Source organism: Mesorhizobium sp. B2-5-3 (assembly GCF_006441005.1).
GTDB lineage: Bacteria > Pseudomonadota > Alphaproteobacteria > Rhizobiales > Rhizobiaceae > Mesorhizobium.
The window spans coordinates 133,824-158,525 of sequence record NZ_VFUS01000007.1 but is presented as its reverse complement, the minus strand read 5'-3'; the positions used below and the strand labels follow the sequence as shown (position 1 = coordinate 158,525).

General features: G+C 63.8%; 25 protein-coding genes. 14 read left to right on the top strand and 11 right to left on the bottom strand.

All coding sequences use genetic code 11. From position 1 onward, the window contains the following. Positions 1–131: 131 nt before the first annotated feature. Positions 132–344, bottom strand: coding sequence for a cold-shock protein (locus tag FJ867_RS18215; RefSeq protein ID WP_010910991.1), 213 nt, complete (start codon positions 342–344; stop codon positions 132–134). A 275-nt stretch (positions 345–619) separates the two neighbouring features. Between FJ867_RS18215 and FJ867_RS18210 the strand changes: the two genes are divergently transcribed. Next, a complete protein-coding gene (locus tag FJ867_RS18210) occupies positions 620–949 on the top strand; it encodes a hypothetical protein (protein WP_140818154.1) in 330 nt (109 codons plus the stop codon). A gap of 28 nt (positions 950–977) precedes the next feature. Here the strand turns inward: FJ867_RS18210 and FJ867_RS18205 are convergent, their stop codons facing one another. Beyond that, a complete protein-coding gene (locus tag FJ867_RS18205; protein ID WP_140818152.1) occupies positions 978–1,547 on the bottom strand; it encodes a methylated-DNA--[protein]-cysteine S-methyltransferase in 570 nt (189 codons plus the stop codon). Positions 1,548–1,727: 180 nt separating this feature from the next. On the opposite strand from FJ867_RS18205, the gene FJ867_RS18200 reads away from it, so the two are divergent. From FJ867_RS18200 to FJ867_RS18150, 10 genes are all read left to right on the top strand, one after another. After that, positions 1,728–2,639, top strand: coding sequence for a lytic transglycosylase domain-containing protein (locus tag FJ867_RS18200; RefSeq protein ID WP_140495943.1), 912 nt, complete (start codon positions 1,728–1,730; stop codon positions 2,637–2,639). Positions 2,640–2,644: 5 nt separating this feature from the next. Beyond that, on the top strand, positions 2,645–3,133 hold the full coding sequence (locus FJ867_RS18195) for a GNAT family N-acetyltransferase (RefSeq protein ID WP_140566986.1): 489 nt from the start codon (positions 2,645–2,647) through the stop codon (positions 3,131–3,133). Positions 3,134–3,280: 147 nt separating this feature from the next. Next, positions 3,281–4,549, top strand: coding sequence for an ABC transporter substrate-binding protein (locus FJ867_RS18190; RefSeq protein WP_140818150.1), 1,269 nt, complete (start codon positions 3,281–3,283; stop codon positions 4,547–4,549). Positions 4,550–4,653: 104 nt separating this feature from the next. Next, a complete protein-coding gene (locus FJ867_RS18185; RefSeq protein WP_181168395.1) occupies positions 4,654–5,568 on the top strand; it encodes a sugar ABC transporter permease in 915 nt (304 codons plus the stop codon). A 1-nt stretch (position 5,569) separates the two neighbouring features. Next, on the top strand, positions 5,570–6,394 hold the full coding sequence (locus tag FJ867_RS18180; RefSeq protein WP_140818146.1) for a carbohydrate ABC transporter permease: 825 nt from the start codon (positions 5,570–5,572) through the stop codon (positions 6,392–6,394). A 91-nt stretch (positions 6,395–6,485) separates the two neighbouring features. Continuing rightward, positions 6,486–7,229 carry a DUF899 family protein gene (locus FJ867_RS18175; RefSeq protein WP_140818144.1) on the top strand — a complete coding sequence of 248 codons (744 nt, stop codon included), beginning with the start codon at positions 6,486–6,488 and terminating at the stop codon, positions 7,227–7,229. A gap of 78 nt (positions 7,230–7,307) precedes the next feature. Next, entirely contained in the window at positions 7,308–7,859 is a 552-nt protein-coding gene (locus FJ867_RS18170) for a DUF4142 domain-containing protein (protein ID WP_140818142.1), read from the top strand. Between the two features lie 293 nt (positions 7,860–8,152). Further along, positions 8,153–8,617 (top strand): cupin domain-containing protein, encoded by a 465-nt coding sequence (locus FJ867_RS18160; RefSeq protein ID WP_140547156.1) that lies wholly within the window; start codon positions 8,153–8,155, stop codon positions 8,615–8,617. 74 nt (positions 8,618–8,691) lie between these two features. After that, on the top strand, positions 8,692–9,084 hold the full coding sequence (locus FJ867_RS18155; protein ID WP_140818140.1) for a RidA family protein: 393 nt from the start codon (positions 8,692–8,694) through the stop codon (positions 9,082–9,084). A gap of 393 nt (positions 9,085–9,477) precedes the next feature. Further along, complete coding sequence (locus FJ867_RS18150) at positions 9,478–10,146, top strand: hypothetical protein (protein WP_140818138.1); 669 nt, start codon at positions 9,478–9,480, stop codon at positions 10,144–10,146. Here FJ867_RS18150 and FJ867_RS18145 read toward each other — a convergent pair. The 4 genes from FJ867_RS18145 to FJ867_RS18125 form a co-directional block, all read right to left on the bottom strand. Then, positions 10,113–10,736: a hypothetical protein gene (locus FJ867_RS18145; RefSeq protein ID WP_140818136.1), complete on the bottom strand. Its 624-nt coding sequence runs from the start codon at positions 10,734–10,736 to the stop codon at positions 10,113–10,115. The two genes, FJ867_RS18150 and FJ867_RS18145, sit on opposite strands and share 34 nt — an antisense overlap. A 208-nt stretch (positions 10,737–10,944) precedes the next feature. After that, positions 10,945–14,436, bottom strand: a complete 3,492-nt coding sequence (gene carB, locus FJ867_RS18140) for a carbamoyl-phosphate synthase large subunit (protein ID WP_140818134.1) — start codon at positions 14,434–14,436, stop codon at positions 10,945–10,947. Positions 14,437–14,668: 232 nt separating this feature from the next. Further along, entirely contained in the window at positions 14,669–16,558 is a 1,890-nt protein-coding gene (locus tag FJ867_RS29380; RefSeq protein ID WP_348641400.1) for a metallophosphoesterase family protein, read from the bottom strand. A 71-nt stretch (positions 16,559–16,629) separates the two neighbouring features. Beyond that, the gene (locus tag FJ867_RS18125; RefSeq protein WP_140495932.1) at positions 16,630–16,986 is read right to left on the bottom strand and encodes a helix-turn-helix transcriptional regulator; all 357 of its coding nucleotides are present in this window, start codon (positions 16,984–16,986) and stop codon (positions 16,630–16,632) included. Between the two features lie 194 nt (positions 16,987–17,180). Here FJ867_RS18125 and FJ867_RS18120 point away from each other — a divergent pair, with 194 nt between their 5' ends. Beyond that, positions 17,181–18,359, top strand: coding sequence for an MFS transporter (locus FJ867_RS18120; RefSeq protein ID WP_140516769.1), 1,179 nt, complete (start codon positions 17,181–17,183; stop codon positions 18,357–18,359). Positions 18,360–18,400: 41 nt separating this feature from the next. Here FJ867_RS18120 and FJ867_RS18115 read toward each other — a convergent pair whose 3' ends face one another. After that, the gene (locus tag FJ867_RS18115) at positions 18,401–18,865 is read right to left on the bottom strand and encodes a MarR family winged helix-turn-helix transcriptional regulator (RefSeq protein WP_140818132.1); all 465 of its coding nucleotides are present in this window, start codon (positions 18,863–18,865) and stop codon (positions 18,401–18,403) included. Positions 18,866–19,057: 192 nt separating this feature from the next. Between FJ867_RS18115 and FJ867_RS18110 the strand changes: the two genes are divergently transcribed. Continuing rightward, a complete protein-coding gene (locus tag FJ867_RS18110; protein ID WP_140818130.1) occupies positions 19,058–19,852 on the top strand; it encodes an SDR family oxidoreductase in 795 nt (264 codons plus the stop codon). Positions 19,853–19,913: 61 nt separating this feature from the next. Here FJ867_RS18110 and FJ867_RS18105 read toward each other — a convergent pair whose 3' ends face one another. Further along, positions 19,914–20,513: a LysE family translocator gene (locus FJ867_RS18105; RefSeq protein WP_140495928.1), complete on the bottom strand. Its 600-nt coding sequence runs from the start codon at positions 20,511–20,513 to the stop codon at positions 19,914–19,916. A gap of 95 nt (positions 20,514–20,608) precedes the next feature. On the opposite strand from FJ867_RS18105, the gene FJ867_RS18100 reads away from it, so the two are divergent. After that, positions 20,609–21,478 carry a LysR substrate-binding domain-containing protein gene (locus tag FJ867_RS18100; protein ID WP_140524953.1) on the top strand — a complete coding sequence of 290 codons (870 nt, stop codon included), beginning with the start codon at positions 20,609–20,611 and terminating at the stop codon, positions 21,476–21,478. 61 nt (positions 21,479–21,539) lie between these two features. Here FJ867_RS18100 and FJ867_RS18095 read toward each other — a convergent pair whose 3' ends face one another. The 3 genes from FJ867_RS18095 to FJ867_RS18085 all read right to left on the bottom strand — a co-directional run bounded on the left by FJ867_RS18095 (position 21,540) and on the right by FJ867_RS18085 (position 24,546). Continuing rightward, positions 21,540–22,190, bottom strand: coding sequence for a dihydrofolate reductase family protein (locus FJ867_RS18095; RefSeq protein WP_140524852.1), 651 nt, complete (start codon positions 22,188–22,190; stop codon positions 21,540–21,542). A 102-nt stretch (positions 22,191–22,292) separates the two neighbouring features. Beyond that, complete coding sequence (locus tag FJ867_RS18090) at positions 22,293–23,135, bottom strand: protein-L-isoaspartate O-methyltransferase (protein ID WP_181168388.1); 843 nt, start codon at positions 23,133–23,135, stop codon at positions 22,293–22,295. 46 nt (positions 23,136–23,181) lie between these two features. Next, positions 23,182–24,546 (bottom strand): Nramp family divalent metal transporter, encoded by a 1,365-nt coding sequence (locus FJ867_RS18085; protein WP_140524851.1) that lies wholly within the window; start codon positions 24,544–24,546, stop codon positions 23,182–23,184. Positions 24,547–24,702 lie beyond the last annotated feature (156 nt).

Below are 24,702 nucleotides of genomic sequence, written 5' to 3'. Positions count from 1 at the left end.
CGGGCTGGCAGCTATCTGCTGATCCGGCTTGTCGGGTCTTTCCGCTCCGGCGCGCTTCTCGCGCGACCGTCAGTACATCCGTGACTTGCCGCGCGCCCCGGGCTGTCGCCCGGGGCGCGCCATTTTCAAAATCAGGCTGCCTTGCTCAGAGATCCAGCGGACGACTTGCCAGTGCGGCGGTCCTGCTCGATCTCGAAGTTGATCTTCTGGCCTTCGACCAGGGTCGACAGCCCAGCGCGCTCGACAGCGGAGATGTGGACGAAAACGTCCGCGCCGCCCGCGTCAGGCTGGATGAAGCCGAAGCCCTTGGTGGCGTTGAACCACTTGACCGTTCCAGTTGCCATAAAAATAGTCCTTCACATTTGCTTTGGTTTGACCGAACCGAGGTCCAGCCGGTGTGCATCGAGATTTTGGAGATAGACGTCAGCAAACGCGAAGATCGCGAGGCCCGGATCGATCGGCCGAAATATCAATGGGGCTGATATAGGCTGCTTTCGCACGAAATACAAGACTGCGTGAGAAAGCCGTGATCGAGGGACCGCCCAATGGCCGCCCCAATCCGGTGAAACCGTTGCGTCAGATGGCGCTGTCCGTGAGCCGCGCATCAGGGGAGAGGACCATGAAGACCATTCTGCTGGCAGCATGCCTGACGCTGATTGCCGCCGAGGCGCAGGCGATCTCGCGCTACGATCCGACGCGGATGGAGTGTGGCCGCGTGCAGGCGACGATCGCGCGGCAGGGCGCCGTCATCCTGCGTTACCAGTCGAGGCGGGTACCGGGACTGCCACTCTACGACCGCTACGTGCAGAGCCAGCAATTCTGCACAACGGGCGAGGTGAGGACACGCGCCTATGTGCCGAGCACCGATACGAAATCCTGCCCGGTCTATAATTGCAAGCGCCCGGACAACGATCGGCATTTCCGCCGGCGGTTTTTTCATAACGACTAGGCCATAGCCTGGCGCGGCGGCTATCGTTTCAAAATCCGAATGAGACCTGCGCGGGCGGCGGCGGGCCGACGCGCACGCCTTCCATGGCCAGCATCTTTTCCTTGGTGGTCGAACCGCCGGGCGCCGAAAAGCCGCCGATCTTGCCGCCGGCCGCGAGGATACGGTGGCAGGGAATGACCAGCGGCACCGGATTGGCGCCAAGCGCGGCACCGGTTTCGCGCGGCAGGCCGGCATGGCCGGCGCGCTTGGCCAGTTCTCCATAGGTGGTGGTTTCGCCATAGGCTAGCTTTCGCGCCGCGCCATAGATGGCGAGGCGGAAATCGTCGATACCGTCGAGATCGACCGGCACGCCGGAGAAATCGATATCCTCGCCCGCCGCATAGGCCTTGATCGAGGCGATCAGCTCGACCACCCACGGCGGCTGCACGGTAGCGGCCGAAACGCCGGCGTGGCGCATCAGCCGCCGCTCGACCGCCTCGCGGCTGCGTTCGGGCAGGCAGAGCCGGATCAGGCCCTTTTGGCTCCAGGCAATCCCCATGAAGCCGATCACTGTTTCTAACACTGCGTGGCCGGCTGTGATCTGCGACGGCGTTTGCATGGCGTGCTCCTTTCGCAAAATGGCCAGAAACCGGCATTCATGCCGGTACATATCAGGAACAATATGGCATTTCGGCCCGAGTCTCGCCACCCGAAAACCACCTGAGCGCCCCGATTGCTCGCCAGGAATCGCTGGTGTAAGGGATTTCTTAACATCCGACGAACCGGACCCGAACGCGGCTTGCCAGCAAAACAAACCCTTATCGCGCTCGGCGTGATCGCGGCCATGGCCTGCGTCAGCGGTTGCACGTCGACATCGCAGATGAAATCCGCGTCTTCCCTGACCGAAACAGCGACCGTCGCCGGCACCGATGCCGGCTTCACCATACCGTTGCCGGAGACGGTTTCGGTGCTGCCGGAATCGTCGGGGATTACGCCCGTTCAAACCGCTGAGTTGTCCGCCGGCCCGACCACACAGGCGGCCGCGGCAACCGCGGCCTTTGCCGGAGCGACCCCAACCGCACCGGCCGTGCCGGCGGTGATGACCGCCAATGCCTGGCAGGCGCCGCCGCCGGCTGGCGCCGGCGCACCAATCAAGGCGGCAGCCACCTACGCCACCGCCGGGCTCATCGTGCCGGCGATCGCCAGGAACGATCAGAAAGCCATGCCCGGCGTGCAGCAGGCGGCCTATGTTGTGCCGCAGAATCCGGCTGCCCTCGTCCAGTTTCCTGCCGCTCCGGTGCAGGAAGAGCATGCGACCGGCGTGCGCGGCGATATCGACCGGCTGATCGTAAAATACGCCGCGTTTTATCAGGTGCCGGTCGACCTTGTGCGCCATGTCGTCAACCGCGAAAGCACCTTCAATCCCAAAGCCTACAACAACGGCCATTGGGGGCTGATGCAGATCAAGCACGCGACGGCGCGCGGCATGGGCTATGACGGACCGGCCAGGGGCCTGTTCGATGCCGAAACCAACCTGAAATACGCCGTCAAATACCTGCGTGGCGCCTGGCTGGTGTCGGACGGCAACGCCAAGCGCGCCGACTGGCTCTACCAGACCGGCTACTATTTCGACGCCAAGCGCAAGGGCCTGCTCGAGGCGACCGGCCTCGGCGTCGACCGCAAGCGGCGCCGCCTGCTGCCCGACGCCTGAGCGAAATGCCCGAACCGCGCCCGCCGGCTCCGAACGACATCCGGCTGCGCAAGATCCTCGACGAGACGCTGGTTCCCGCGCACTGGCCGGATGGCTTTGTCATGCGCACCCTCGAGCACGGCGATGCGCCGGCCTTGCATGCGCTGCTGAGCGAGGTGTTCGATGATGGCGCCGACGGCCCGTTCGACGAATGGTGGCCACGCATCTCAGGCGACCCCGAATTCGACCCTGCGCTCTGTTTCCTCGTCATCGACACCAAGGGCCTGCTGGTGGCGGCGGCGCTGTGCTGGACGAGCGCCTTCGTCAGGGATCTCGCCGTGCATCCGCAGGCGCGCGGCAGGGGCATCGGCGAGGCGCTGATGTGGCACGCCTTCGCCGTCTTTCGCGAACGCGGCGCAGACCATGTCGACCTCAAGACCAACACGGTGGAAAACGCCGCCGCTGTCAGGCTCTATCAGCGGCTTGGGATGAGCCCTGTCGCCTGGGAAGGCTGAAGCCGCGGCCCGGCCCACCGCCGCTCGCGGGCATCGCTCGGGAACCCAGAGCGCCGCTCCGCATTCAAAGAGTGGTGGAGGGGTCCGACGAGCTTCCGGAGCCTCGAAGGCTTGCGTCGCCGTTCCGAAAGGAGATCCTCCGCCGCCATGAGGCTCTTTCACGCATTTGCCACGTTGGTCGCTGCCGCGATGATTGCGGCCATCCCTGCGCGAGCCGTCGAATTGTCGATCGTATCGGGCGACACAGGAATCGGCATCAAGGTGCTGCGTGAAATCCTCGACCGCTATGAGAAGGACAGCGGCAACAAGGTCAGCATCGTCGTCATGCCGGCATCCGGGACCGACCAGTTCGGCCAGTACAGGCTGTGGCTTGCCGCCGGCAATAGCGATATCGACGTCTACCAGACCGATGTGATCTGGGCGCCGCAGCTCGCCAGCCAGCTCGTCGACCTGACCGCGGCGACCAAGGACGTCGTCGGCGCCCATTTCCCCTCGATCATCCAGTCGCAGACCGTCAACGGAAGGCTGGTGGCGCTGCCGATCTTCACCGATGCGCCGGCGCTCTACTACCGCAAGGACCTGCTCGACAAATACGGCGCCAAGGTGCCTGCCACCTGGAAGGAGCTGGCCGACACCGCCAGGCTGGTCATGGACAAGGAGCGGGCTGCCGGCAACAAGGACATCTGGGGCTTCGTCTTCCAGGGCAATGCCTATGAGGGGCTGACCTGCGACGCGCTCGAATGGGTGATGTCGAATGGCGGCGGCCAGATCATCGAGCCGGACGGCACCATCTCGATCAACAATCCAAAAGCGGCGGCAGCGCTCGACATGGCCAAGGGCTGGGTCGGAAGCATCGCGCCACCCGGCGTGCTGGCCTATCAGGAAGAGGAATCGCGCGGCGTGTGGCAGACCGGCAATGCGGTCTTCATGCGCAACTGGCCCTACGCCTATGCACTCGGCAATTCCGAAGGCTCGCCGATCAAGGGCAAGTTCGACGTCGCGCCGCTGCCGGCCGGCACCGGCGAAGGCGCGCGCCCGGCGGCGGTGCTGGGTGGCTGGAATCTTGCCGTGTCCAAATATTCCAAGCACCCGGACGCGGCGATCGGGCTCGTCAAATTCATCGCCTCGCCCGCGATGCAGAAATACCGCGCGCTGAGGAACTCCAGCCTGCCGACCATCCAGGCGCTCTATGACGATGCCGACATCGCCAGGCAACAGCCGATCGTCCCGCGCTGGAAGCAGATATTCCTCAATGCGGTGCCGCGTCCCTCGGCCGCGGCCAAGATCAAGTACAACGAGGCGTCGAGCCAGTTCTGGAACGCCGTCCACAAGACGCTGTCGGGCGATGGCACCGCGGGCGACAATCTGGCCGACCTCGAAGCCATGCTGACAAGGCTGAAGGGCCGTGGCTGGTGACACCACAACGCGCCTCCATATCCCAATCCCACCCGGCGCAAGGGATGACAGAAGCGGAGCCGAGGACTGAAGCCGTCGCGACCCGCCGCCCGCGCTCGCGGCTGATGCGCCAGCGCGTGCGCTCGGCCTGGCTGTTCTTGGCGCCGATGCTCCTGGTGCTCGCCGCCGCTGCCGGCTGGCCGCTCGCCCGCACCATCTATTTCAGCTTCACCGACGCTTCGCTGGCCGACCTCGACGCCCGCCAGTGGGCAGGCTTCGCCAATTACTTCTCGGTGCTGCGCATGCCGAGCGGCCGGGTGCTCTATGATGGCGTGCTGGCCGATCCGGTCTGGTGGAGCGCCGTCTGGAACACGGGGCGTTTCGCGGCGATTTCGGTGACCTGCGAGACGATCCTCGGCACGATCGTCGCGCTGGTGCTCAATGCCGAATTCCCGGGCCGCGGCATCGTCAGGGCGGCGATCCTCATCCCCTGGGCGATCCCGACCATCGTCTCGGCCAAGATGTGGCAGTGGATGCTCAACGACCAGTTCGGCATCATCAATGTGGTTCTGCTCAATCTCGGCCTGATTGACACCAAGATCGCCTGGACGGCCAACGCCGACACGGCGATGGCGGCCGTGCTGGTCGTCGACATCTGGAAGACGACGCCGTTCATGGCGCTGCTCATCCTTGCCGCGCTGCAGATGCTGCCGCGCGAGATCATCGAGGTCGCGAGGCTCGACGGCGCCAATCCGTGGCAGATCTTCTGGCGGGTGACCTTGCCGCTGATCCGCCCTGCGGTGATGGTGGCGGTGATCTTCCGCGCGCTCGATGCGCTGCGCATCTTCGACCTGATCTATGTGCTGACGCCCAACAACGTGCACACCAAGTCGATGTCGGTGTTCGCGCGCGAGAACCTGTTCGAGTTCGACAAGTTCGCCTACGGCTCGGCCGCTTCGACGCTGCTGTTCCTCATTCTTGCGCTTCTCACCATGGCCTATATCCGGATCGGCGGGGTCAGCCTCGAGGGCGGGCGCTGAGATGTGGATCTTGAAGCGGGCGGGCTTCTACCTGTCGGTCGCGGTCATCGTGCTGGTCGCGGTATTCCCGTTCTACTACGCCATCGTCACCAGCCTGAAATCGGGCACCGAGCTGTTCCAGGCCGACCTGTGGCCGCGGACGTTCAGCCTCGGCAACTATCGCAACGTGCTCACCGAAGGCGCCTTCGCGCGCAACCTCATGAACTCGCTGGTGGTTTCGGGCGCGGTTGTCGCGCTCTCGCTGTTCCTTGGCGTCACCGCGGCCTACGCGCTGGCGCGCGTGCGCTTCCGTGGCCGCTCGGCGCTGCTCTTCGCCATCCTGTCGGTGTCGATGTTTCCGCAGGTGGCGGTGCTGGCCGGGCTGTTCGAGCTGGTGCGGATGTTCGGCCTCTACAATTCGCTTGTCGCGCTGATCTTCTCCTACATGATCTTCACCTTGCCGTTCACCGTCTGGGTGCTGACAGCCTTCGTGCGGGACCTGCCGGTCGAGGTCGAGGAGGCGGCGATCCTTGACGGCGCGACGCCGTGGATCATCGTCACGCGCATCTTCCTGCCGCTGATGTGGCCGGCGCTGGCGACCACCGGGCTTTTGGCGTTCATCGGCGCGTGGAACGAGTTCCTGTTTGCGCTGACATTCACCTCCAACAACGCCCAGCGCACCGTGCCGGTGGCGATCGCGCTGCTGTCGGGCAATTCGCAGTTCGAGATCCCGTGGGGCAACATCATGGCCGCATCGGTGATCGTCACCGTGCCGCTGGTGCTGCTGGTGCTGATCTTCCAGCGCAAGATCGTCTCCGGCCTCACCGCCGGCGGCGTGAAGGGGTGAGGAGAAAATGTCGGAACCGGCCGCAGCGGCGCGTCCTTAGGTCTTAGAGCAACCGCGCCGGGACGCCGGCGCTGTGACCAAGGAGCCGATCATGATCACCTTCCCCAACGAATCCGCCAGATACCGCGCCGCCCGCGAAAAGCTGCTGAAGAAGGAAATCGAGCTGCGCCGTGCCATGGAGGATGTGGCCGTGGCGCGCCGCGCGTTGCCGCCGGGCGGGCTGGTGCCACAGGATTACGTGTTTGATGGGCTGGATGCCGAGGGCAGGGCGGCCGAGATAAAGCTGTCGCAACTGTTCGCACCCGGCAAGGACACGCTGATCCTCTACCAGATGATGTTTCCGCGCCATCCGCAGGAGACGCGCGACGTGGCAATGACGGGCGGCACGGCGAAGCTGGCTCGGCCGGACCAGCCATGCCCGTCCTGCACGGCGCTGCTCGACCAGTTCGACGGCGCGGTCGGCCATCTCCAGGCGGCCGGGTTCAACTTCGCCGTGGTGGCGAAAACGGCGCTCGAAAACCTCGTCACGCTCGGCCGGGACCGTGGGTGGCAAAAGATGCGGCTGGTGTCGTCGGCCTCCAACAGCTTCAAGCGCGACTACAATGCCGAGGATGCCGACGGTGCGCAGATCCCGCTTTTGTCGGTGTTTCATCGCGACGCTGACGGAATCAGGCATTTCTGGTCGTCCGAACTCGGCTTCGCCCCGCCGGAGCCCGGCCAGGACCCGCGCGCCATCGGCACCTGCGAGATCCTGTGGAACCTGATGGATTTCACCCCGGAAGGAAGGCCGAACTGGCACGAGCAGCTGCAATATGGCGAGGCATGCTGCCATTGACGGCAAGGCGCCCGGCGCAACTTCCGCTCATCTGCGGCGTTGGAATCCCGAGGGAACCATTCCGACCGGAGATTGCAGATGAAAACGCTTCTGACCATGACCGCCGCGGCCTTGCTCGCCGCCGCGCCCGCCGCGCTTGCCCAATCCACCGCCCAAACGACGCCGTTGGCGGCCGACAGCAAGGTCGACACGCAGACCTTCATCAAGACGGTGCCCGGCGCCAACGAGTTCGAGATCCAGTCGAGCAAGCTCGCCGAGCAGAAATCGGCGTCGGCCGACGTCAAGGCCTTCGCCAAACAGATGATCGAGGACCACACCAAGGCCGGCGAGGACTTCAAGGCGGCGCTCGCGCAGGGCCAGACCACCGCCTCGACCAAACCGACCGGCCCGGCGCTTCAGCCGAAAGAACAGGGCCAGCTCGACGAGCTCAAGGCCGCCAGCGGCAAGGACTTCGATACCAAATACATCATGATGCAGACAGCAGCTCACAAGGACGCCGTCGCGCTCTTCAGCACCTACGCCCAATCGGGCGATGATCCGGCGATGAAGGAATTCGCCAAGAAGACGCTGCCGACGCTGAAGATGCACGAGAAGCATGTGAAGGAACTGGGCGCGGCGCATCAGGGGTGAGGGCGGTCGAGAGGGAGCTGAACCGCAGACGACAGCACTCTACGGCGCCCCCTCTGTCCTGCCGGACATCTCCCCCACAGGTGGGGAGATTGGCTGTCGCGAATGCTTTCGCTAATCTTCAGCGCTGGAAGAAAGAGCGCCGTCGCCGAAGCTGCCAATCTCCCCCCTCGTGGGGGAGATGTCCGGCAGGACAGAGGGGGGCGCCGTAGGGCGCGACGGCTCACATCTCGCAACAGGGTTCTTCCCATGCCTGCGTGGGACTACAGTGCCGCACCACCACCCTGAGAGCACCCATGCCCAAACTCGACCTCGCATCCCTGCCCCTCCGCAAGGGCTCGGGCTATCCCGCGCCCTTCGATGGCCCTTGCGCCGGCCGCACGCGCCGCCGGCTTGGCGATGCCGGCGGGCTCACCGATTTCGGCGTCAACCTGATGACGCTGCCGCCCGGCGGCTGGTCAAGCCAGCGTCACTGGCACAGCCATGAGGACGAGTTCGTCTATGTGCTGGAAGGCGAGCTAACGCTGGTCGAGGATGGCGGTGAGACGCTGCTGAGCGCCGGCGACTGCGCCACCTTCGCCAAGAACAGCGGCAACGGCCACCATCTCATCAACCGCTCGTCCACGACGGCGCTCTACCTCGAGGTCGGCTCGCGCAACCCGGACGATGTCATCACCTGCTCCGACATCGACATGATGAGCCCGAGTTCGGACGGCCGGTTCCTGCACAAGGACGGCACGCCTTATCCGGGGCAAGGGTGAAGGCTGGACAACGCGTCGGCGCTGGCGTTCCCCGGCCGGCACTATAAGCTCCCCCAAACCCAGGGAGCACCACCATGAAGAAAGAAATCATCGAAGTGCCCGTCATGTCGGACAAGGTGCGGGCGCTCGGCCTGCCCTGTTCGACGGCGGTGAAGGCCAACGGGTTCGTGTTCATCTCGGCGACACCGCCGGTGGACATGGTGACCGGCGAGATGGTGCGCGGCGACATCGAAACGCAGACCGAGGCGTCCCTGAAGGCGCTGAAACACTGCCTGGAAGCGGCCGGCACCTCGCTGGAAAACGTGGTGATGGTGCGCATCTACGCCGTCAATTCCGGCTTCTACAACGCGATCAACCGGGTCTATGCCAGGTATTTCTCGACCAACCCGCCGGCGCGGAGCTTTGTGCCGGTGGCTTCTTGGCCGATGGAGTTTGATATTGAGATTGAGTGTGTGGCGGTGGGGTGAGGGGAGCTTCTTGCGCTGCGAACGCAGTTGAAAACTCATCTTGACTGCTCAAGCAGTGAGATGGTTTGGTGTAGTGGGCAAGGGTGGGAAGATGTATCATCGGAAAGAGTCACCAACACAGACTGTCGCGGACGCTGTCGAGCAGGTAAAAACTGGCGAAGTTTGGGGAGGACCCGGACGACAGGGCAGACTGACTGCCGTCAGGGCATATACCGGAAAGCTAAACGGAGTTCGAGGGATTCAATTTCTAACTTCGGTCGCTCCTGAATTTGGTGGTGGGCCGTTGGAGGCTCATTGGTACCTTGGAAAAACTACAGGTGTGCAAGCTCGAACGAAGTGCGGCGTCGATTATGCTTGTATCGTTGCTCAAGTAACAAATCTGCAGCCGTAACCATGGTTGATGTTACTTTCATACGTATGGGTACAGACTGCGACATGGTTGCGCATGCTATTTTTTGGAGACCCGCTATTTATTTTGCCACCGAGCTACGAACGGAACAGGATGATTTAGACGAGTTCGAAGTGGCGTCGTTTTGCATCGGAAATTACCTGAGCTTTGATATTCGTCACTACAAGGGTCACCCAGACTTCACTTGCTCATTATATTTTCCTGTGGAACTGGCATCTAGCGAGGAAATTGTTGAAGGAATTCAAATGGTTACTGCGGGATTGGAGCTTCCCCAGACAGCAATTGCTTGGAGAAGAGGTGATCAGTTTGAGTTTGGCCATCTGCCGCGCGATCCGGATGATCGGCTCCGAGAGCCGGAGGCGAGAATTTTAGCGCTGAAGATTGCTTCAATCTGTCCTGGCCACACAACCACAACATCTTACGTGAAAAAAACGGTAAAAAAATACTATCCATTGTCCAGTGGAGACAAAGTTCGTTCTCCAAAGCGCCGAAACGAACAGCTCTGGCAGCAAATCGTAGGAAATGTGGTTTCACACAAGAAGACTAAAAGTGGACCTTTTCAAAAGGGTTATGCAATCAAAGACGGTCCGAACGTGACTGTAACCGACGATGGCTTGGCTTATTTAAATAGGCTTGGGTTTTCTTCGACATAGTTTAACCGGTTTTTGTAGCCAGGTTTAAACCATCTCAACTCTGAGGATCCTTTTTTGTCCTTGTTCCAGACAAACCAGGCATATGCGGTAGTCCCGCTCCCTTTTTTCTCCGCTCCCGCAAGGTAAAATGTGATTCTCTCGCTGAATACCCATACTGTCGATGGGGGAGTTTTGCTGAATATGGTTCTCTCTCTGTTTGCTCCTTCGAGGAAAGCTAACCGAAGTAGAAGTGCGAATTTCTTTTTACTGTTGCGCAGACCCGCTCGCACAAAGCCTTCAGCCGAGTTGTAAGGCGGATTGGTCACTATGTTATCAAATACTCGGTCGGCTTTTAAAAAATCAATGCCGGCTGTCCCATAGCCTCTGTCATATAAATCGCTCGCAAAAACTTCATTGCCTGTCGTCTCAAGCACACGGGACATAGACCCGTCGCCGCAAGCTGGTTCCCAAATATTTCCTTCGAAGTTTTCGTTATCGAGTAACGCGAATGTCGCCCATGCCGGAGTAGGGAAGAAATCTGGTCCATCGAGATCGGCTGAGCGCTTCAAGGTGGGCTTAAATCCGCCGTTCAGATTATACGTTTCGTCCATGTTGGCTCCGTGGTCGCAATTCGCGAATCGGCATATCCCTTAGTCATCCTTATTAGCCAAACAGGATGTTCACACAATGTTCTTTTTGTGAGATATCCCCTGAAACGTGAGCTCAAACCTCAATCTCGTGACAGATCTGCACGCCAAGCTGATGTTACGCCTTGCAGAATGAACGGCACACCGTCGGTGTTGGAGGTTCCGTCGAGGTTTACGCAAAATACTCCTGCAGCGGCCTGACCTCCAGGCTCCCCGCCTTCAGCGCCGCGATCGCTTCCGCCACCGCGGCCGCGCCCGACAGCGTCGTGTAATACGGCACCTTCTGCATCAGTGTCGCGCGGCGCAGCGACTTGGAGTCCGACACCGCCTTCTGGCCATCCGTCGTGTTGAAGACGATCTGGACCTGACGGTTGCGGATGGCGTCCTCGATGTGGGGGCGGCCTTCCAGGACCTTGTTGATCTTTTCGGCGACGACGCCGTTTTCGGCGAGGAAGCGGGCGGTGCCTGAGGTGGCCATCACCTTGAAGCCGAGGCCGGCAAGGCGCTTGACCGCCGGCAAGATGCCTTTCTTGTCTTCGTCGCGCACCGACACGAACAACGTGCCGGAGCGGGGCAGGTCGACGCCTGCGCCCAACTGGCTCTTGGCGAAGGCAAGGGCAAAATCGCGGTCGAGGCCCATGACCTCGCCGGTCGAGCGCATTTCCGGGCCGAGCAGGATGTCGACGCCGGGGAAGCGGGCGAAGGGGAAGACGGCTTCCTTGACCGCGATGTGGCCGGGGTTCCTGGGGTCGGGCATGGCGCCGTAATGAGCGAAAGCGTCTTCCAGGCTTTCGCCGGCCATGATGCGGGCGGCGATTTTCGCTATGGGACGGCCGATGGTCTTGGCGACGAAGGGCACCGTGCGCGACGCGCGCGGGTTGACCTCCAGCACATAGACCGTGCCGTCCTTGATCGCGTATTGCACGTTCATCAAGCCGCCGACATTGAGCGCCCGGGCAAGAGCCGCCGTCTGGCGCTCCAGCTCGTCGACCAACTCCGCAGGCAGCGAGTGGACGGGGAGCGAGCAGGCCGAGTCGCCCGAATGGATGCCGGCCTCCTCGATGTGCTCCAATATGCCCGACACGAAGGTCGCCTTGCCGTCGCAGAGGCAGTCGACATCGACCTCGATGGCGCCACTGAGATAGGTGTCGAACAGCAACGGGTTCTTGCCCAGCAGCGTGTTGATCTGGCCGGTCTTGTCGTTGGGGTATTTCTGCTTGATGTCCTCCGGCACCAGGCCGGGCACGGTGTCGAGCAGATAGGATTGCAGCATGCCCTCGTCATGGATGATCTGCATGGCGCGACCGCCCAGCACATAGGAGGGGCGCACCACCAGGGGGAAGCCGAGCTCGCCGGCGACGAGGCGGGCCTGCTCGACCGAATAGGCAATGCCGTTCTTCGGCTGGCTGAGATTGAGCTTGTGCAAGAGCTTCTGGAAGCGGTCGCGGTCCTCCGCCAGATCGATCATGTCGGGCGAGGTGCCGAGGATCGGGATGCCGGCCTTCTCCAGCGCATCGGCGAGCTTCAGCGGCGTCTGGCCGCCGAATTGGACGATGACGCCGACCAGCTCGCCCGAGGCCTGCTCGGCGCGCAGGATCTCCAGCACGTCCTCCGCCGTCAGGGGATCGAAATAGAGCCGGTCCGACGTGTCGTAGTCGGTCGACACGGTCTCCGGGTTGCAGTTGATCATGATCGCTTCATAGCCGGCGTCGCGCAGCGCAAACGCCGCGTGGCAGCAGCAATAGTCGAATTCGATGCCCTGGCCGATGCGGTTCGGACCGCCGCCGAGGATAACCACCTTCTTGCGCGACGACACCTGCGCCTCGTTGGCGAGCGCGCCGGCGAAGGGAACTTCATAAGTGGAGTACATGTAGGCGGTGGGCGACGCGAACTCGGCCGCACAGGTGTCGATGCGTTTATAAACCGGATGAACGTCGAGCTTTTCACGAATCTTCTGAACGACTTCCACGTCGCTCTTCGTCAATGAGGCGAGGCGGGCGTCCGAAAAACCCATGGCCTTCAGCATGCGCAGATTGGCGGCGTCCTCAGGCAGACCGTGCTCGCGGATGCGGGCTTCCATGGCCAGGATGCCGGCGATCTGCTCGAGGAACCACGGATCGATCTTGCACATTGCGTGCACGTCTTCGAGCGAGGTGCCCATGCGGATCGCCTGCGCCACCATGCGCAGCCGGTCGGGCGTCGGCGTGCCCAAGGCGGCGCGGATCGCGTTGCGGTCGTCGGCGCTGTTGGCGGAGCCAAGGCCGGGGATCTCGATCTCGTCGAGGCCGGTGAGGCCGGTCTCCAGACCGCGCAAAGCCTTCTGCAAGGATTCCTGGAAGGTGCGGCCGATGGCCATGACTTCGCCGACCGACTTCATGGCGGTGGTCAGCACCGGCTCGGCGCCGGGGAATTTTTCGAAGGCGAAGCGCGGGATTTTCGTGACGACGTAGTCGATGCTGGGCTCGAACGAGGCGGGCGTGGCGCCGCCGGTAATGTCATTCTCGAGCTCGTCCAGCGTGTAGCCGACGGCAAGCTTGGCGGCGATCTTGGCGATCGGGAAACCGGTCGCCTTGGAGGCCAGTGCCGAGGAGCGCGAGACGCGCGGGTTCATCTCGATGACGACGAGACGGCCATCGGCCGGGTTGACGGCGAACTGCACGTTGGAGCCGCCGGTCTCGACGCCGATCTCGCGCAGCACCGCGATCGAGGCGTTGCGCATCATCTGGTATTCCTTGTCGGTCAAGGTCAGCGCCGGCGCGACGGTGATCGAATCGCCCGTGTGCACGCCCATCGGATCGATGTTCTCGATGGAGCAGACGATGATGCAATTGTCCGCTCTGTCGCGGACGACCTCCATCTCGTATTCCTTCCAGCCGAGCACGCTTTCCTCGATCAGCACCTCGGTGGTCGGCGAGGCGTCGAGGCCGGACTGGACGATGTCGAAGAATTCGGCCCTGTTGTAGGCGATGCCGCCGCCGGTGCCGCCCATGGTGAAGGAGGGGCGGATGATGGCGGGCAGGCCGACATGGTCGAGCGCCTGGGCGGCGATCGCCATGGCGTGGCTGATGTAGCGCTGCTTGCGGTCGCCTTCGCCGAGGTTCCAGCTTGTCTCCAGCGCGTCGAGCGCGGCGTCGAGATTGTCGGGCTTTTCGGCCTTCAGTGCCGCGCGTTCGGCTTCATGCGTCTTGCGGTCGGCATTCTTGACGTCGGTGGCGTTGGCCAGCATCGACTTCGGCGTTTCCAGGCCGATCTTCTTCATCGCTTCGCGGAAAAGCGCCCGGTCCTCGGCCTTGTCGATGGCCGTGGCGTCGGCGCCGATCATCTCGACATTGTAGCGCTCCAGCACGCCCATGCGGCGCAGCGACAGCGCGGTGTTGAGCGCGGTCTGGCCGCCCATGGTCGGCAGCAGCGCATCCGGGCGCTCCTTGGCGATGATCTTGGCCACGACTTCGGGGGTGATCGGCTCGATATAGGTGGCGTCGGCCAGTTCCGGGTCGGTCATGATGGTGGCCGGGTTGGAATTGACCAGGATGACGCGGAAACCCTCTTCCTTCAGCGCCTTGCAGGCCTGCGTGCCGGAATAGTCGAACTCGCAGGCCTGGCCGATGACGATGGGGCCGGCCCCGATGATCAGGATCGACTTGATGTCGGTGCGTCTTGGCATCTTTATGAATTCCGTTCGGCGAGCGGCTTGCACGAAAAACCGGGACGGGAGACCCGGCCGGTTGTGCTTGCGATTCTGGTATCAGGCTAGGAGGGCCTTATAGGGAAGAGTTTTGCCTGATGTAACCCCGAAAATGAGGGCAGTAGGGCAGTAGGGCAGTAGGGCAGTAGGGCAGTAGGGCAGTCACTCCAGGCACTTCACATATTGCCTTACTGCCCTACTGCCTTCCAAATTAATGCCCAAACGCCACCGCGTCCGTAATCTCGAATCGTTCCGAGACGCCGACGCGGATCATGCTGAGGCTGCCCTCGCGGGTGAAGCGGAAATCGCTGTCGCCGTCGGAGCCGGCGGGCAGTCCGCCATAGAAGGAGATGACGCGGCTGCCGCCGTCGGGCCAGGTCACGGTGACGTCGGCCTTGTCGCTGCCCTTGTGCTCGACGCTTGCCGCGCAAAGGGTCATCGGCTGGCCAACATTGCGCGCACAGGGAATTTCAATGGCGGCGCCTCCGGCGGTGGCCTCCGCCTGTGCCGGATTCTCCCCAGTGCGCGGTTCATTCGCCACCAGCGCCAGGCCGTAAGCATCCTGCATGGCGATCACCGCGGCGGATTTCGGCGTGGTTGCGGGGGCAGCCGCATTGTCGGCTCCGCCTAGCCGCGCCGTCAGGTCGGGCGGCTGAGCGGCCGCGGGGCTGGCGGCGCCGAGCGCCTGGCCTGCATTGTTGGTCGCGGCAGCGGCCGCATCCGCCTGATCCGGATCGGGCGGCGAAGCCGGATTGACGGGGTTCAGGTAGCGGGCAGGGGTCCAGCCGCTGATTTTCGGGTTCTCGGCCTCGACCTTGCACCATTGCCGGCCGTCTACGTCGATGCAGCCGAGATTGTTCACGCTGGCGCCATTGGCCAGACGCGCCTCGGTCTTGCCGATCGGCGATGGCTGGGCGCGGACGTTGAGGAGATCGTCGGGGGCGAGGCCGGTTACGATGGAGATGAACGGCCCATCCTCGGCATGGGCCACCGTCAGAAGCACAGGAGCGGCGATCAGCGCGAAGAGCGTCGTTCGGAACGTAGACCGGCGCTTCATCGCTTCGCCGTGGCCGATAGATTGCATTACCAAAGGCACCGCCAGATACGAAAACGCCGCCACACGCGAAGCCGATTTTATAGGCGACGACGCTGCGCCATGTCCAGAAGCGAGATTTTCTTCCGGCAGGGACGGATCTGCGTGAAGGCGATCATCGGAGGAGCGGGGAGAGAGCAGCCTGGCGGCATGAATACGAAGAGCATTCAGCCGGGAATGCAAAGAGCATTCAGCCTGGCGGCATGAATGCAAAAAGCATTCAGCCGGGCGGCATGAATGCGAAGAGCATTCAGCCGGGCATGAAGCCGGTTCGCAGCGCATGGCCCATTCGGGCCGTCCCGCCTGTTCGGCTTGGCTGGCGGCCGCCTCGTGATCGTAGTCGACGGCGATGGCCTCGAAACGGTCGGGCCGGCCGGGCTCGCCTGAAGTGACGATGCCGTAGCGCGCATGCGGCGCGCCCTGCTCGGAGGAATGCGCCGGCCGCGTCGAGTCTTCATAGGCGGGACAGCCGACGCTGCCCGGGTTGAAGATCACCGGACCGCCTGGCAAGCGGATCAGTTCGGCCCGGTGGCTATGGCCGCACAGGGCCAGGCGGCAGGCCGGATCGAGCGCCTTCAACCGCCGCCGGATCGCCGCCAGCGGCGCACGCACCAGCCGGCCATCGGTGATCGCATCGAGCAGGTATTTCTCGTCATGATCGGGCCTGGCATGGAAAGCGATCACGCCGGGCGCGATCTCCAGCGTCAGAGGCTGCGCGAACAGCACCTCGCGCTGCGCTCCGGTCAACCGTTCCTGCGCGTAGATGTCGGAGGCCCACATGGTCTCATCGGCCGGATCGGCGGCGACGCGGCGGTCATGATTGCCGCGCACGGTCGGCAGGTCCAGCGCTTCCAGCCGCGCAAACGTCTCGCGCGGCCAGAGCGGACCCGAAACGCTGTCGCCGAGATTGACCGTGAGGTCGGCACCGCCGCGCCGCTCGAGGTCGGCGAGCACGGCGTCAAGCGCCAGCACATTGCCATGGATATCGGCGAGGACAGCGATGCGCATGGGGAGCTCCGGTTGTGAGGCAGCGTTTCCTCTCCCCACTTCCGTGGGGGCGAGAACCCAGATCCCGCGAGTCAGGCCGTCACTTCGATATCATGGCCGCCGACCGCCGGCAGCGCCGGATCGTCGCCTGCGGCGGCAATAATGCTGTCGAGCAGGCCGGGGAAGCGGGCATCGAGATCGGCGCGGCGCAGCGTGATCATGCGGTTGGTGCCGGCCACTTCTGCGCGAGTCACGCCGGCCTCGCGCAGCTTTGCCAGGTGGTAGCTCAGATTGGTCTTCGAGGCGAGATCGAGGAATTTGCTGCAGTTCAGCGGCACGCCTTCCTTGCTGGCGAGATAACGCACGATCGCCAGCCGCGTCGGGTCGCCGAGCACGGCGAGCACGATCGGCAGGCTGATCTGGTCCGTATTGGGATGTGGCAGGCTCATGGCTGCAACCTAAGCACAGTTCCGGCCGATTTCAACGCACCCGCTCCGCGTCTGCCGTGCACCCCGCTCTCCCTTTCACGACCGTGCTGACACAGGGCTGTCAGGATGGTTGTGCTATTTTTCCCTGGCTTCATTGACATCCTGCCGGGCTATGTCCAATTGTTCAATAACTTTTGAACTAAGGACACATCGCCATGGACAAGCGGATTTTCTGGCTTGCGCTCGGATCGTTTGCGATCTCGACCGAAGGCTTCGTCATCTCCAGCCTTCTGCCCGACATCGCCAGGGATGCCGGCATCTCCGTTCCGCTCGCCGGCACGCTGATCACCGCCTTCGCGCTCGCCTATGCGGTCGGCACGCCGATCCTGGCGACGCTGACCGGCGAATGGGACCGGCGCCGCGTCATCCTGTGGACGCTGGTGTTCTTCGTCATTGGCAACGTTGCCGCGGCCTTGAGCTCCTCCTTCGAAGTGCTGCTCGCCGCGCGCATCATCATGGCGCTGTCGTCTGGCCTGTTCGCGGCGACCGCGCAAGGCACGGCGGTGGCGCTGGTCGATGACCATCACCGGGCCCGCGCCATTGCCGTCGTCGTCGGCGGCACCACGGTGGCGGTAGCGGTGGGCGCCCCGCTCGGCGCGCTGGTCGCGGCGATAGCCGGCTGGCGCGGCACGTTCTATGCCATTGCAGGCCTCGGCGCGCTCGCCGGCGCCATCCTCTGGTATCGGCTGCCGCGCGGCATCATCGGCACCAAGCTGCCGCTGAAGCGCCGGCTGGCGGCGGCAATGCGTCCCGGCGTGATGCCGATCCTGGTGACGACCACACTTGCCCTCATCGGCGCCTTCACCGTGTTCAGCTTCATCGCGCCGCTGGCCATCGAAGCCAGCGGGCTCTCCCCGATAGCGCTGCCCGGCATGCTGCTCGCCTTCGGCGTCGGCGCCGTCATCGGCAACATCGCCGGCGGCCAGGCCGCAGACCGCTTCGGCGCTACGCGCACCGTCGGCTGGTCGCTGGCGCTGAGCGCTGCCATGCTCGTCACCTTCTCGCTGATCCCGGCCTTTCTGCCGCATCATCTCGCCGGGCCGGCGCTGATGGGCATGATGGTGCCATGGGGCATCGTCGGCTGGGCCTTCCCGCCGGCGCAGGCGAGCCGCATCATCAAGCTCGCCCCGGACGCTGCCCCGATCGTGCTGTCGCTCAACGCCTCCGCGCTCTATCTCGGCGTGGCGCTCGGCGCGGTGGTTGGCGGCGCCGTGCTGCGCTATGGCGGGCCGGCCGATCTCGGCCTCATCGCGGCCGTCTTCCCCGTCGTCGGGCTCGGCATCGTGCTGGCCGGCCGGATGCTGGCGCGGCCGGTCGCCATGCCGGCGGAGTAGAGGGCGCCGAGCTTTTCGTCACTGGTTCTTTCGCGGCCGCTTCAGCTGGAGGGAGCGGCCGCCGGCGTTTCGAGGTCCAGAGAGGCCACAGCATCCAGCGTCGCACGCAGCTTCGCGGCTTGCTCCGCGCCGATCATCTCCTCGAAGCGCTGCTGGGCGACACTCCACAGCTTGATCGCCTCTTCGAGCTTGGCCTGGCCGTGCGGCGTCAGCCGGACGCGCTTGACGCGGCGATCGTCCTTGTCGGGGAAGGTTTCGACATAGCCGTCGCGGACCAGTGGCTTCAGCGTATGGCCGAGCGCCGAGAGATCCATGATCAGCGCCTCGGCAACGGTCCCCATCGCCGGTTCGCTGCTGGCACTGATCTGAAAGAGCAGGCCAAATTGTGTGCCTTTCAGCCCGGAAGGCGCAAGTGCGTCGTCGTAGAAGCGGCCGAGCCTGCGCGCGGTGCGCCGCAAGGTGGCATTGTTGCACCGGCTGAATCCCGGTTTCTGAAGGTCGGTCATGTCAACTCCTCGCCGGCAAAGACTGTGCCAGCCTGCCGCCAGAAATAGTTTTCGCGGCCGCCGTTGACAAGATAGTGGCATATACCTACTTCGCAAAAGTGGCATATGCCACTAATTGGCGATCGAGAAGCTCGGCAGCCGGCGCATCCGTCGAAGCCGAACCAGAGCGAAAAGCGCGAAAGGAACAGGACAATGAGCAAGAATGAGAACAAGGGCACCGCCGTCATCACCGGCGCCTCCTCCGGCATCGGCGCTGTCTATGCCGACCGGCTGGCGGGGCAGGGCTATGACCTGGTGCTGGTGGCGCGCCGCGCCGACCGGCTCGAGGAATTGGCTGAAAGGCTGCGCTATGCCTACAGCCGTAAGGTCAGCGTGATCAGTGCGGATCTGGCCGACGACGATGATGTGCGGCGGGTGGAGGGGGCGGTATCGACGGATGACAGCGTCACGCTGTTGATCAACAATGCCGGGCTTGGTGGTGCGCAGGTGGTTGCGACGGTGGACGCCGACGCGGCTGAACGCATGATCAAGGTCAATGTGATCGCCCTGACGCGGTTGACGCGTGCTGTGCTGCCGGGATTTCTCGCGCGCAACCGCGGCGCTATCGTCAACATCGCGTCGGTGCTGGCCTTCGACACCTCATTCGGCGGCATCTACAGCGGCACCAAGGCCTATGTCGTCAACTTCACCGAAGCCCTGCAGCGCGAGGTCGCCGGCACCGACGTCCAGGCGCAGGTGGTGCTGCCGGGGGCGACCCGGACCGATTTCTGGGAAGCCGCGGGAAGCGATATCGACCAGCTTCCGAAGGAAATCATCATGACTGCCGACGATATGGTCGATGCTGCCCTTGTCGGCCTGGCCAGGGGCGAAGCCGTCACCGTGCCCGCGCTTGCCGATACGGCCAAGCTGGACGCCTTCCTTGGCGCCCGGCAGACCTTCTACGGCAGCCTGCACGCCGACAAGCCAGCCGCACGCTACGCGGCTTGACAGGATTCGGGTTCCTCGCCTCGCCTTGTGGGGCGAGGAACCCAGGTTCTGCAGGCCCATCTTACGCCTGCCGCCACATCGGAATGATCGATGCCGCCAGCACCAGGCCGAGCAGGATATTGAGCGCGCGCCATTGCTGCTCGGTCTTCAGCAGCCGGGCGAGCAGCATGCCGGCCACACACCATAGCGACAGCGAGAAGGCGGCGGTGAGGCCGAAGGTGGAGCCGAGCAGCAGGGCCAGCCGCGCCGGCCCGTCGGCGAGTGCGGCGAAGGATGCCGCGGCTCCAAGCCCCATCGCCCAGCCCTTGGGGTTCAGCCACTGAATGCCGGCACCGCCGAGAAAACTGTTCGGTTTGATCATCGTCACATCGAGCTTGGGCGCCCCCGCACGGCCGATCTTGAGCGCCAGCCAGACGAGGTAGAGCGAGCCGGCGATCTTCATGGCAAGCTGCAAGGACGGCATGGCGAGAAGCAGGCCGGCCAGCCCGGCGGCCGCCGCCCCAGTGACTGTGGCTAGGCCGGCCGCGCTGCCGACCACCAGCGGGATGGAGCGGCGAAAGCCGAACTGCGCGCCCGACGCCGTCGACAAGGTGGTGGCGATGCCGGGCGTGCTGGTCGCCACCAGGGCGAACAGGATCAGGGGGATGACGGGTTGGAGCATGCGGCGTCCTCAGTCGGAGGCCCCATGGTAGATGCAGCCGAATATCAGTAAATGCAATATTTGCGATGACGGGCATTAGCATCTATAATGCAGGCATGATCCGCAACCTCGATACGACGCTCATGCGCACCTTCGTCACCGTCGCCGACAAGGCCAGCATGACGGCGGCGGCCAATGCGCTGCACCTGACGCAAGGCGCCGTCAGCCAGCAAGTCCGGCGGCTGGAGGAGGCGCTCGGCCGCAGCCTGTTCGAGCGCGACCGGCGCGGCTTGCGGCTGACCTCTTCCGGCGAGCGGCTGTTCGGCAAGGCAAAGCGGCTGCTCAGCCTCAACGACGAGATCTGGGCCGAAATGGCTGCCAATGTCGTGGCCGGCCAGGTGCGGTTCGGCGTGCCTTACGACCTTGTCGGCACGACGCTGGCGCCGGTGCTGAAAGCCTATGCGCAAACCTATCCGCAGGTCGAGATATCGCTGGTCTGCGCCTCCTCACCGGAATTGGCCGCGGCGCTCGCGGCCGGCACTATCGACCTGGCGGTCATCGAGGAGCGGGTGGGGGCATCGGATGGCGAGTGCCTCGCCATCGATCGGCTGGTGTGGGTCGGCGCCAAGGGCGGTGTCGCGCGCGCCAAGCGCCCCTTACCGGTCTCGATGGTCGCCGACAGCTGCGCCTTCCGGCCGGTTGTGCTTTCGGCGCTCCACGAGCATGGGCTGGAATGGCGCACCGTGTTCGAGAACGGCAATATCGACGCGACGACCGCAACGGTGCGTTCCGATCTGGCCGTCACCACCTGGCTGGCCTCCACGGTGCCGGCCGATCTCGACATATTGCCGTCCGAGTCCGGCCTGCCGCCGCTGCCGAATTTCTCGATCAACCTGCATCTGCCGAGGCACGGCGTCGGCCCGGCGGCGCAAGCGTTCGCACGGCATATACGCGACGGGCTGGCGCGCCGGCCGCAGGCGGCTTGAGGGAATTTTCAGAACCTGGTTTCCTCTCCTCCACGTTCGTGGAGGAGAGGAAAAGAAGCGTTTACTTCCAGGTCCTGCGCCGCTCGAGCTCGGCGTCGGATGGCTCCCCCGTGACGAAGGAACCGGTCTTGATTTCGCCGGCGCGCTCGTAGGTCGCCATGATGACGCCGGTGCTGGAAGCCTGCGAGCGGGTCAGCTTGAAGGCGGCCGGCATCGCGTCATCGCCGAACAGCCGCTTGCCCTTGCCCAGCAACAGCGGGAAGATCATCAGCCGAATCTCGTCGATCAGCCCATTGGCGAGCAGGGTCTGGATCAGATTGGCCGATCCCTGGATGAGCAGGTCAGGTCCATCTTCCTGTTTGAGGCGGCGCAACGCCGGGACGATATCAGGCCCAAGCGATTGCGTGTTCTGCCAGGTGAGCGAATCCGGACGATGCGTCGCTACGTATTTGGTCGCAGGGTTGAAGGCATCCGCGATCGGATCTTTCTGATACGGCCAGTATGCGGCGAATATGTCGTAGGTTCTGCGGCCGAGCAACAGGGCGAAGGGTTTGGAGAATAGTTCATCCATTGCCGCGCCCGCCACTTCGTCAAAATAGTGGAACGTCCAGCCGCCGAACTTGAAGCCGCCGACGGGATCCTCCTCCGGGCCGCCCGGCGCCTGCATGACGCCGTCGAGGCTGACGAATGTCGCCGCTATGATCTTTCTCATGGGATGCTCCTCCTGTTTCGATCCACGCCGTCAGGGCCGGACTTCAGCCCAAGGACGGATGACTGGCTGGCCGTCCGACAGGGCGTGCCGAATTTCGGTTCGTCAGACCCGAGGCCGCGCATCGAGGCTGCGTGACGAAAACCAGACATGCTCAAAGATCGCGGTGGCGGTGCGGTCCGGCAACTTGTCCGCTGTCAGCCAGATCGAGCGGCTGCGCGCGGCCTGGTCGCGCGTCGGGATTTTTGCCGCGAGACTTGCAACCGACGCGCCGGAGCAAGGGATGAACCAGGAGCGCATGAAAGGGTCGCAGGCAAAACCGTTTTCGGTGCGGGTCACCAGAACGGCCAGGGGAACGCGCTCGGCCGGGCGCCACGGGAAGATCATGCGGCCGTCCGGCTTCAGCGCCTTGAGCCAGCCGGGTGGAGGTGCCGCGACGCCGGCATTGACATAGATGACGTCCGACGGCGGCAAATCCGATGTGACGGCATCGCCAGGAATGACAGTGACGTTCTCGTAGCCCGCAAGGTTTGCCTTTGCCCGCGAGGCAAGATCGACGTCCAGTTCGAAGGCGGCAACGGTGCCGCCAGGTGAAACCAACCTGGCCAGCAAAGCCGTGTAGTAGCCGGTGCCGGCGCCGATGTGAGTGACAGCCTCGCCGGGCCTGGGCGCGAGTTTCCCGATCCACATGGCGTGCAGGAACGGCTCGCCATTGTTGATGCCCTTGTCGGCATCGAGCACCACCAGCACGTTCTGATAGATGAAGCGCGGGTCGGCGCTCGGGGTCTCGACCGCGCCTTGGCCGGCGACGATCGTCCATGGGCCAGGACCGAGAAACGCCTCGCGCGGCACGGCCGCGAACACCTCTTCAAGACGCGGATCGGCGGAACGCGCCTGGGCAGCCATCAGCTTGGCATAGAAGCTTCGGGATTGGGCTATCGTGGTCATGATCGACCGAGAAATAGCGCGGGCCGCGTCTTTGTCGCGGCCGATCTCAGCCGATCCCGAACAGCGTGTCGTAGAGCAGCTTGAAGTTGAGCACCAGGATGATGGCGGCGACCACCCAGGCGAGCGCCGCAACGCCGCGCGGGATGGCAAGGCTGCCCATCTTCTTCCTGTCAGAGACGAACTGGACCAGCGGGATTACCGCGAAGGGCAGTTGCATCGACAGGATCACCTGGCTGAACACCAGCAACTGGCCGGTGCCCTTTTCGCCGTAGAGCGCGGTGACGACCACCACGGGGATGATGGCGAGGCCGCGCGTCAGCAGGCGCCGCGCCCATTGCGGAATGCGCAGGCGCAGGAAGCCTTCCATGACGATCTGGCCGGCAAGCGTGGCGGTCACCGTCGAGTTCAGGCCGGAGGCGAGCAGCGCCACGGCAAACAGGATCGAGGCGATGCTCAGGCCGAGCAGCGGCGACAGCAGTTCGAAAGCCTGGCCAATCTCGGCGACGTCCTGGTGGCCGGTGTTGTGGAAGGCGACCGCCGACACGATCAGGATCGAGGCGTTGACGAACAGGGCCAGCATCAGGGCGATGGTCGAGTCCGTCGTTGCCCATTTGATGGCGTCGCGCTTGCCCTCGTCGGTGCGTTCATAGGCGCGGGTCTGCACGATTGAGGAGTGCAGATAGAGATTGTGCGGCATGACGGTGGCGCCGATGATGCCGATGGCGATGTAGAGCATCGCCGGATTGGTGACGATTTCGGATGACGGCACGAACATCGAATGCAGGATCGTGCCGGCCGGCGGCGCGGCGACGAAGATCTGGATGGCAAAGCAGCTGAAGATGATGATCAGAAGCGCGATGACGAAGGCTTCGAGATAGCGGAAGCCCTTGTTCATCAACAAAAGCACCAGGAAGGCGTCGAGTGCGGTGAGCATGGCGCCGCCGATCAGCGGAATGCCGAACAGGAGCTGCAGCGCGATCGCGGTGCCGATCACTTCGGCGAGGTCGCAGGCGATGATGGCGAGCTCGCAGGCGATCCACAGCACGAAGTTCACCGGACGCGGGTAGTAGGCGCGGCAGGCCTGGGCGAGGTCGCGGTCAGTGGCGATGCCGAGACGCGCGGCCAGCGCCTGCAGCAGGATCGCCATCAGGTTGGACAGCATGATGATGAACAGCAGCGTGTAGCCGAACTGGGCGCCGCCGGCGAGGTCTGTCGCCCAGTTGCCCGGGTCCATATAGCCGACCGAGACCATGTAGCCCGGCCCCATGAAGGCAAACAGGCGACGGAACCAGACGCCCGAATTCGGCACGGCGATCGAGGAATTGACCTCGCGCAGACTCGGCTGCTCGTCGCCTGGCCTGTCGAACCGCCACGCGGGTCTGGCTATGGCGGTGGCGTCGGTCTCGGACATGGCGAATTCCGCTTGATGCAATGGATGATGTCTCCTATCTATGTCGCGGCTCAACATTATGCAATATGCTATATTTCATTGATCATGCTTTTGTGATGTGATCGATCGTGCTCCGACGCGGCGGCGATGCGGTTGCGCCTGGGCCCGAATGCAAAT

Excerpts from the sequence above, each read along its gene's own strand:
- FJ867_RS18170 (WP_140818142.1), top strand. The coding sequence starts at position 7,308 with ATGAAAACGCTTCTGACCATGACCGCCGCGGCCTTGCTCGCCGCCGCG.
- FJ867_RS18100 (WP_140524953.1), top strand. The coding sequence starts at position 20,609 with ATGATCCGCAACCTCGATACGACGCTCATGCGCACCTTCGTCACCGTC.
- FJ867_RS18155 (WP_140818140.1), top strand. The coding sequence starts at position 8,692 with ATGAAGAAAGAAATCATCGAAGTGCCCGTCATGTCGGACAAGGTGCGG.
- FJ867_RS18175 (WP_140818144.1), top strand. The coding sequence starts at position 6,486 with ATGATCACCTTCCCCAACGAATCCGCCAGATACCGCGCCGCCCGCGAA.
- FJ867_RS18085 (WP_140524851.1), bottom strand. The coding sequence starts at position 24,546 with ATGTCCGAGACCGACGCCACCGCCATAGCCAGACCCGCGTGGCGGTTC.
- FJ867_RS18115 (WP_140818132.1), bottom strand. The coding sequence starts at position 18,865 with ATGACCGACCTTCAGAAACCGGGATTCAGCCGGTGCAACAATGCCACC.
- FJ867_RS18095 (WP_140524852.1), bottom strand. The coding sequence starts at position 22,190 with ATGAGAAAGATCATAGCGGCGACATTCGTCAGCCTCGACGGCGTCATG.
- FJ867_RS18190 (WP_140818150.1), top strand. The coding sequence starts at position 3,281 with ATGAGGCTCTTTCACGCATTTGCCACGTTGGTCGCTGCCGCGATGATT.
- FJ867_RS18145 (WP_140818136.1), bottom strand. The coding sequence starts at position 10,736 with ATGGACGAAACGTATAATCTGAACGGCGGATTTAAGCCCACCTTGAAG.
- FJ867_RS18180 (WP_140818146.1), top strand. The coding sequence starts at position 5,570 with ATGTGGATCTTGAAGCGGGCGGGCTTCTACCTGTCGGTCGCGGTCATC.
- FJ867_RS18090 (WP_181168388.1), bottom strand. The coding sequence starts at position 23,135 with ATGACCACGATAGCCCAATCCCGAAGCTTCTATGCCAAGCTGATGGCT.
- FJ867_RS18210 (WP_140818154.1), top strand. The coding sequence starts at position 620 with ATGAAGACCATTCTGCTGGCAGCATGCCTGACGCTGATTGCCGCCGAG.
- FJ867_RS18125 (WP_140495932.1), bottom strand. The coding sequence starts at position 16,986 with ATGAGCCTGCCACATCCCAATACGGACCAGATCAGCCTGCCGATCGTG.
- FJ867_RS18150 (WP_140818138.1), top strand. The coding sequence starts at position 9,478 with ATGGTTGATGTTACTTTCATACGTATGGGTACAGACTGCGACATGGTT.
- FJ867_RS18185 (WP_181168395.1), top strand. The coding sequence starts at position 4,654 with ATGCGCCAGCGCGTGCGCTCGGCCTGGCTGTTCTTGGCGCCGATGCTC.
- FJ867_RS18120 (WP_140516769.1), top strand. The coding sequence starts at position 17,181 with ATGGACAAGCGGATTTTCTGGCTTGCGCTCGGATCGTTTGCGATCTCG.
- FJ867_RS18195 (WP_140566986.1), top strand. The coding sequence starts at position 2,645 with ATGCCCGAACCGCGCCCGCCGGCTCCGAACGACATCCGGCTGCGCAAG.
- carB (WP_140818134.1), bottom strand. The coding sequence starts at position 14,436 with ATGCCAAGACGCACCGACATCAAGTCGATCCTGATCATCGGGGCCGGC.
- FJ867_RS29380 (WP_348641400.1), bottom strand. The coding sequence starts at position 16,558 with ATGCGCATCGCTGTCCTCGCCGATATCCATGGCAATGTGCTGGCGCTT.
- FJ867_RS18105 (WP_140495928.1), bottom strand. The coding sequence starts at position 20,513 with ATGCTCCAACCCGTCATCCCCCTGATCCTGTTCGCCCTGGTGGCGACC.
- FJ867_RS18215 (WP_010910991.1), bottom strand. The coding sequence starts at position 344 with ATGGCAACTGGAACGGTCAAGTGGTTCAACGCCACCAAGGGCTTCGGC.
- FJ867_RS18205 (WP_140818152.1), bottom strand. The coding sequence starts at position 1,547 with ATGCAAACGCCGTCGCAGATCACAGCCGGCCACGCAGTGTTAGAAACA.
- FJ867_RS18110 (WP_140818130.1), top strand. The coding sequence starts at position 19,058 with ATGAGCAAGAATGAGAACAAGGGCACCGCCGTCATCACCGGCGCCTCC.
- FJ867_RS18160 (WP_140547156.1), top strand. The coding sequence starts at position 8,153 with ATGCCCAAACTCGACCTCGCATCCCTGCCCCTCCGCAAGGGCTCGGGC.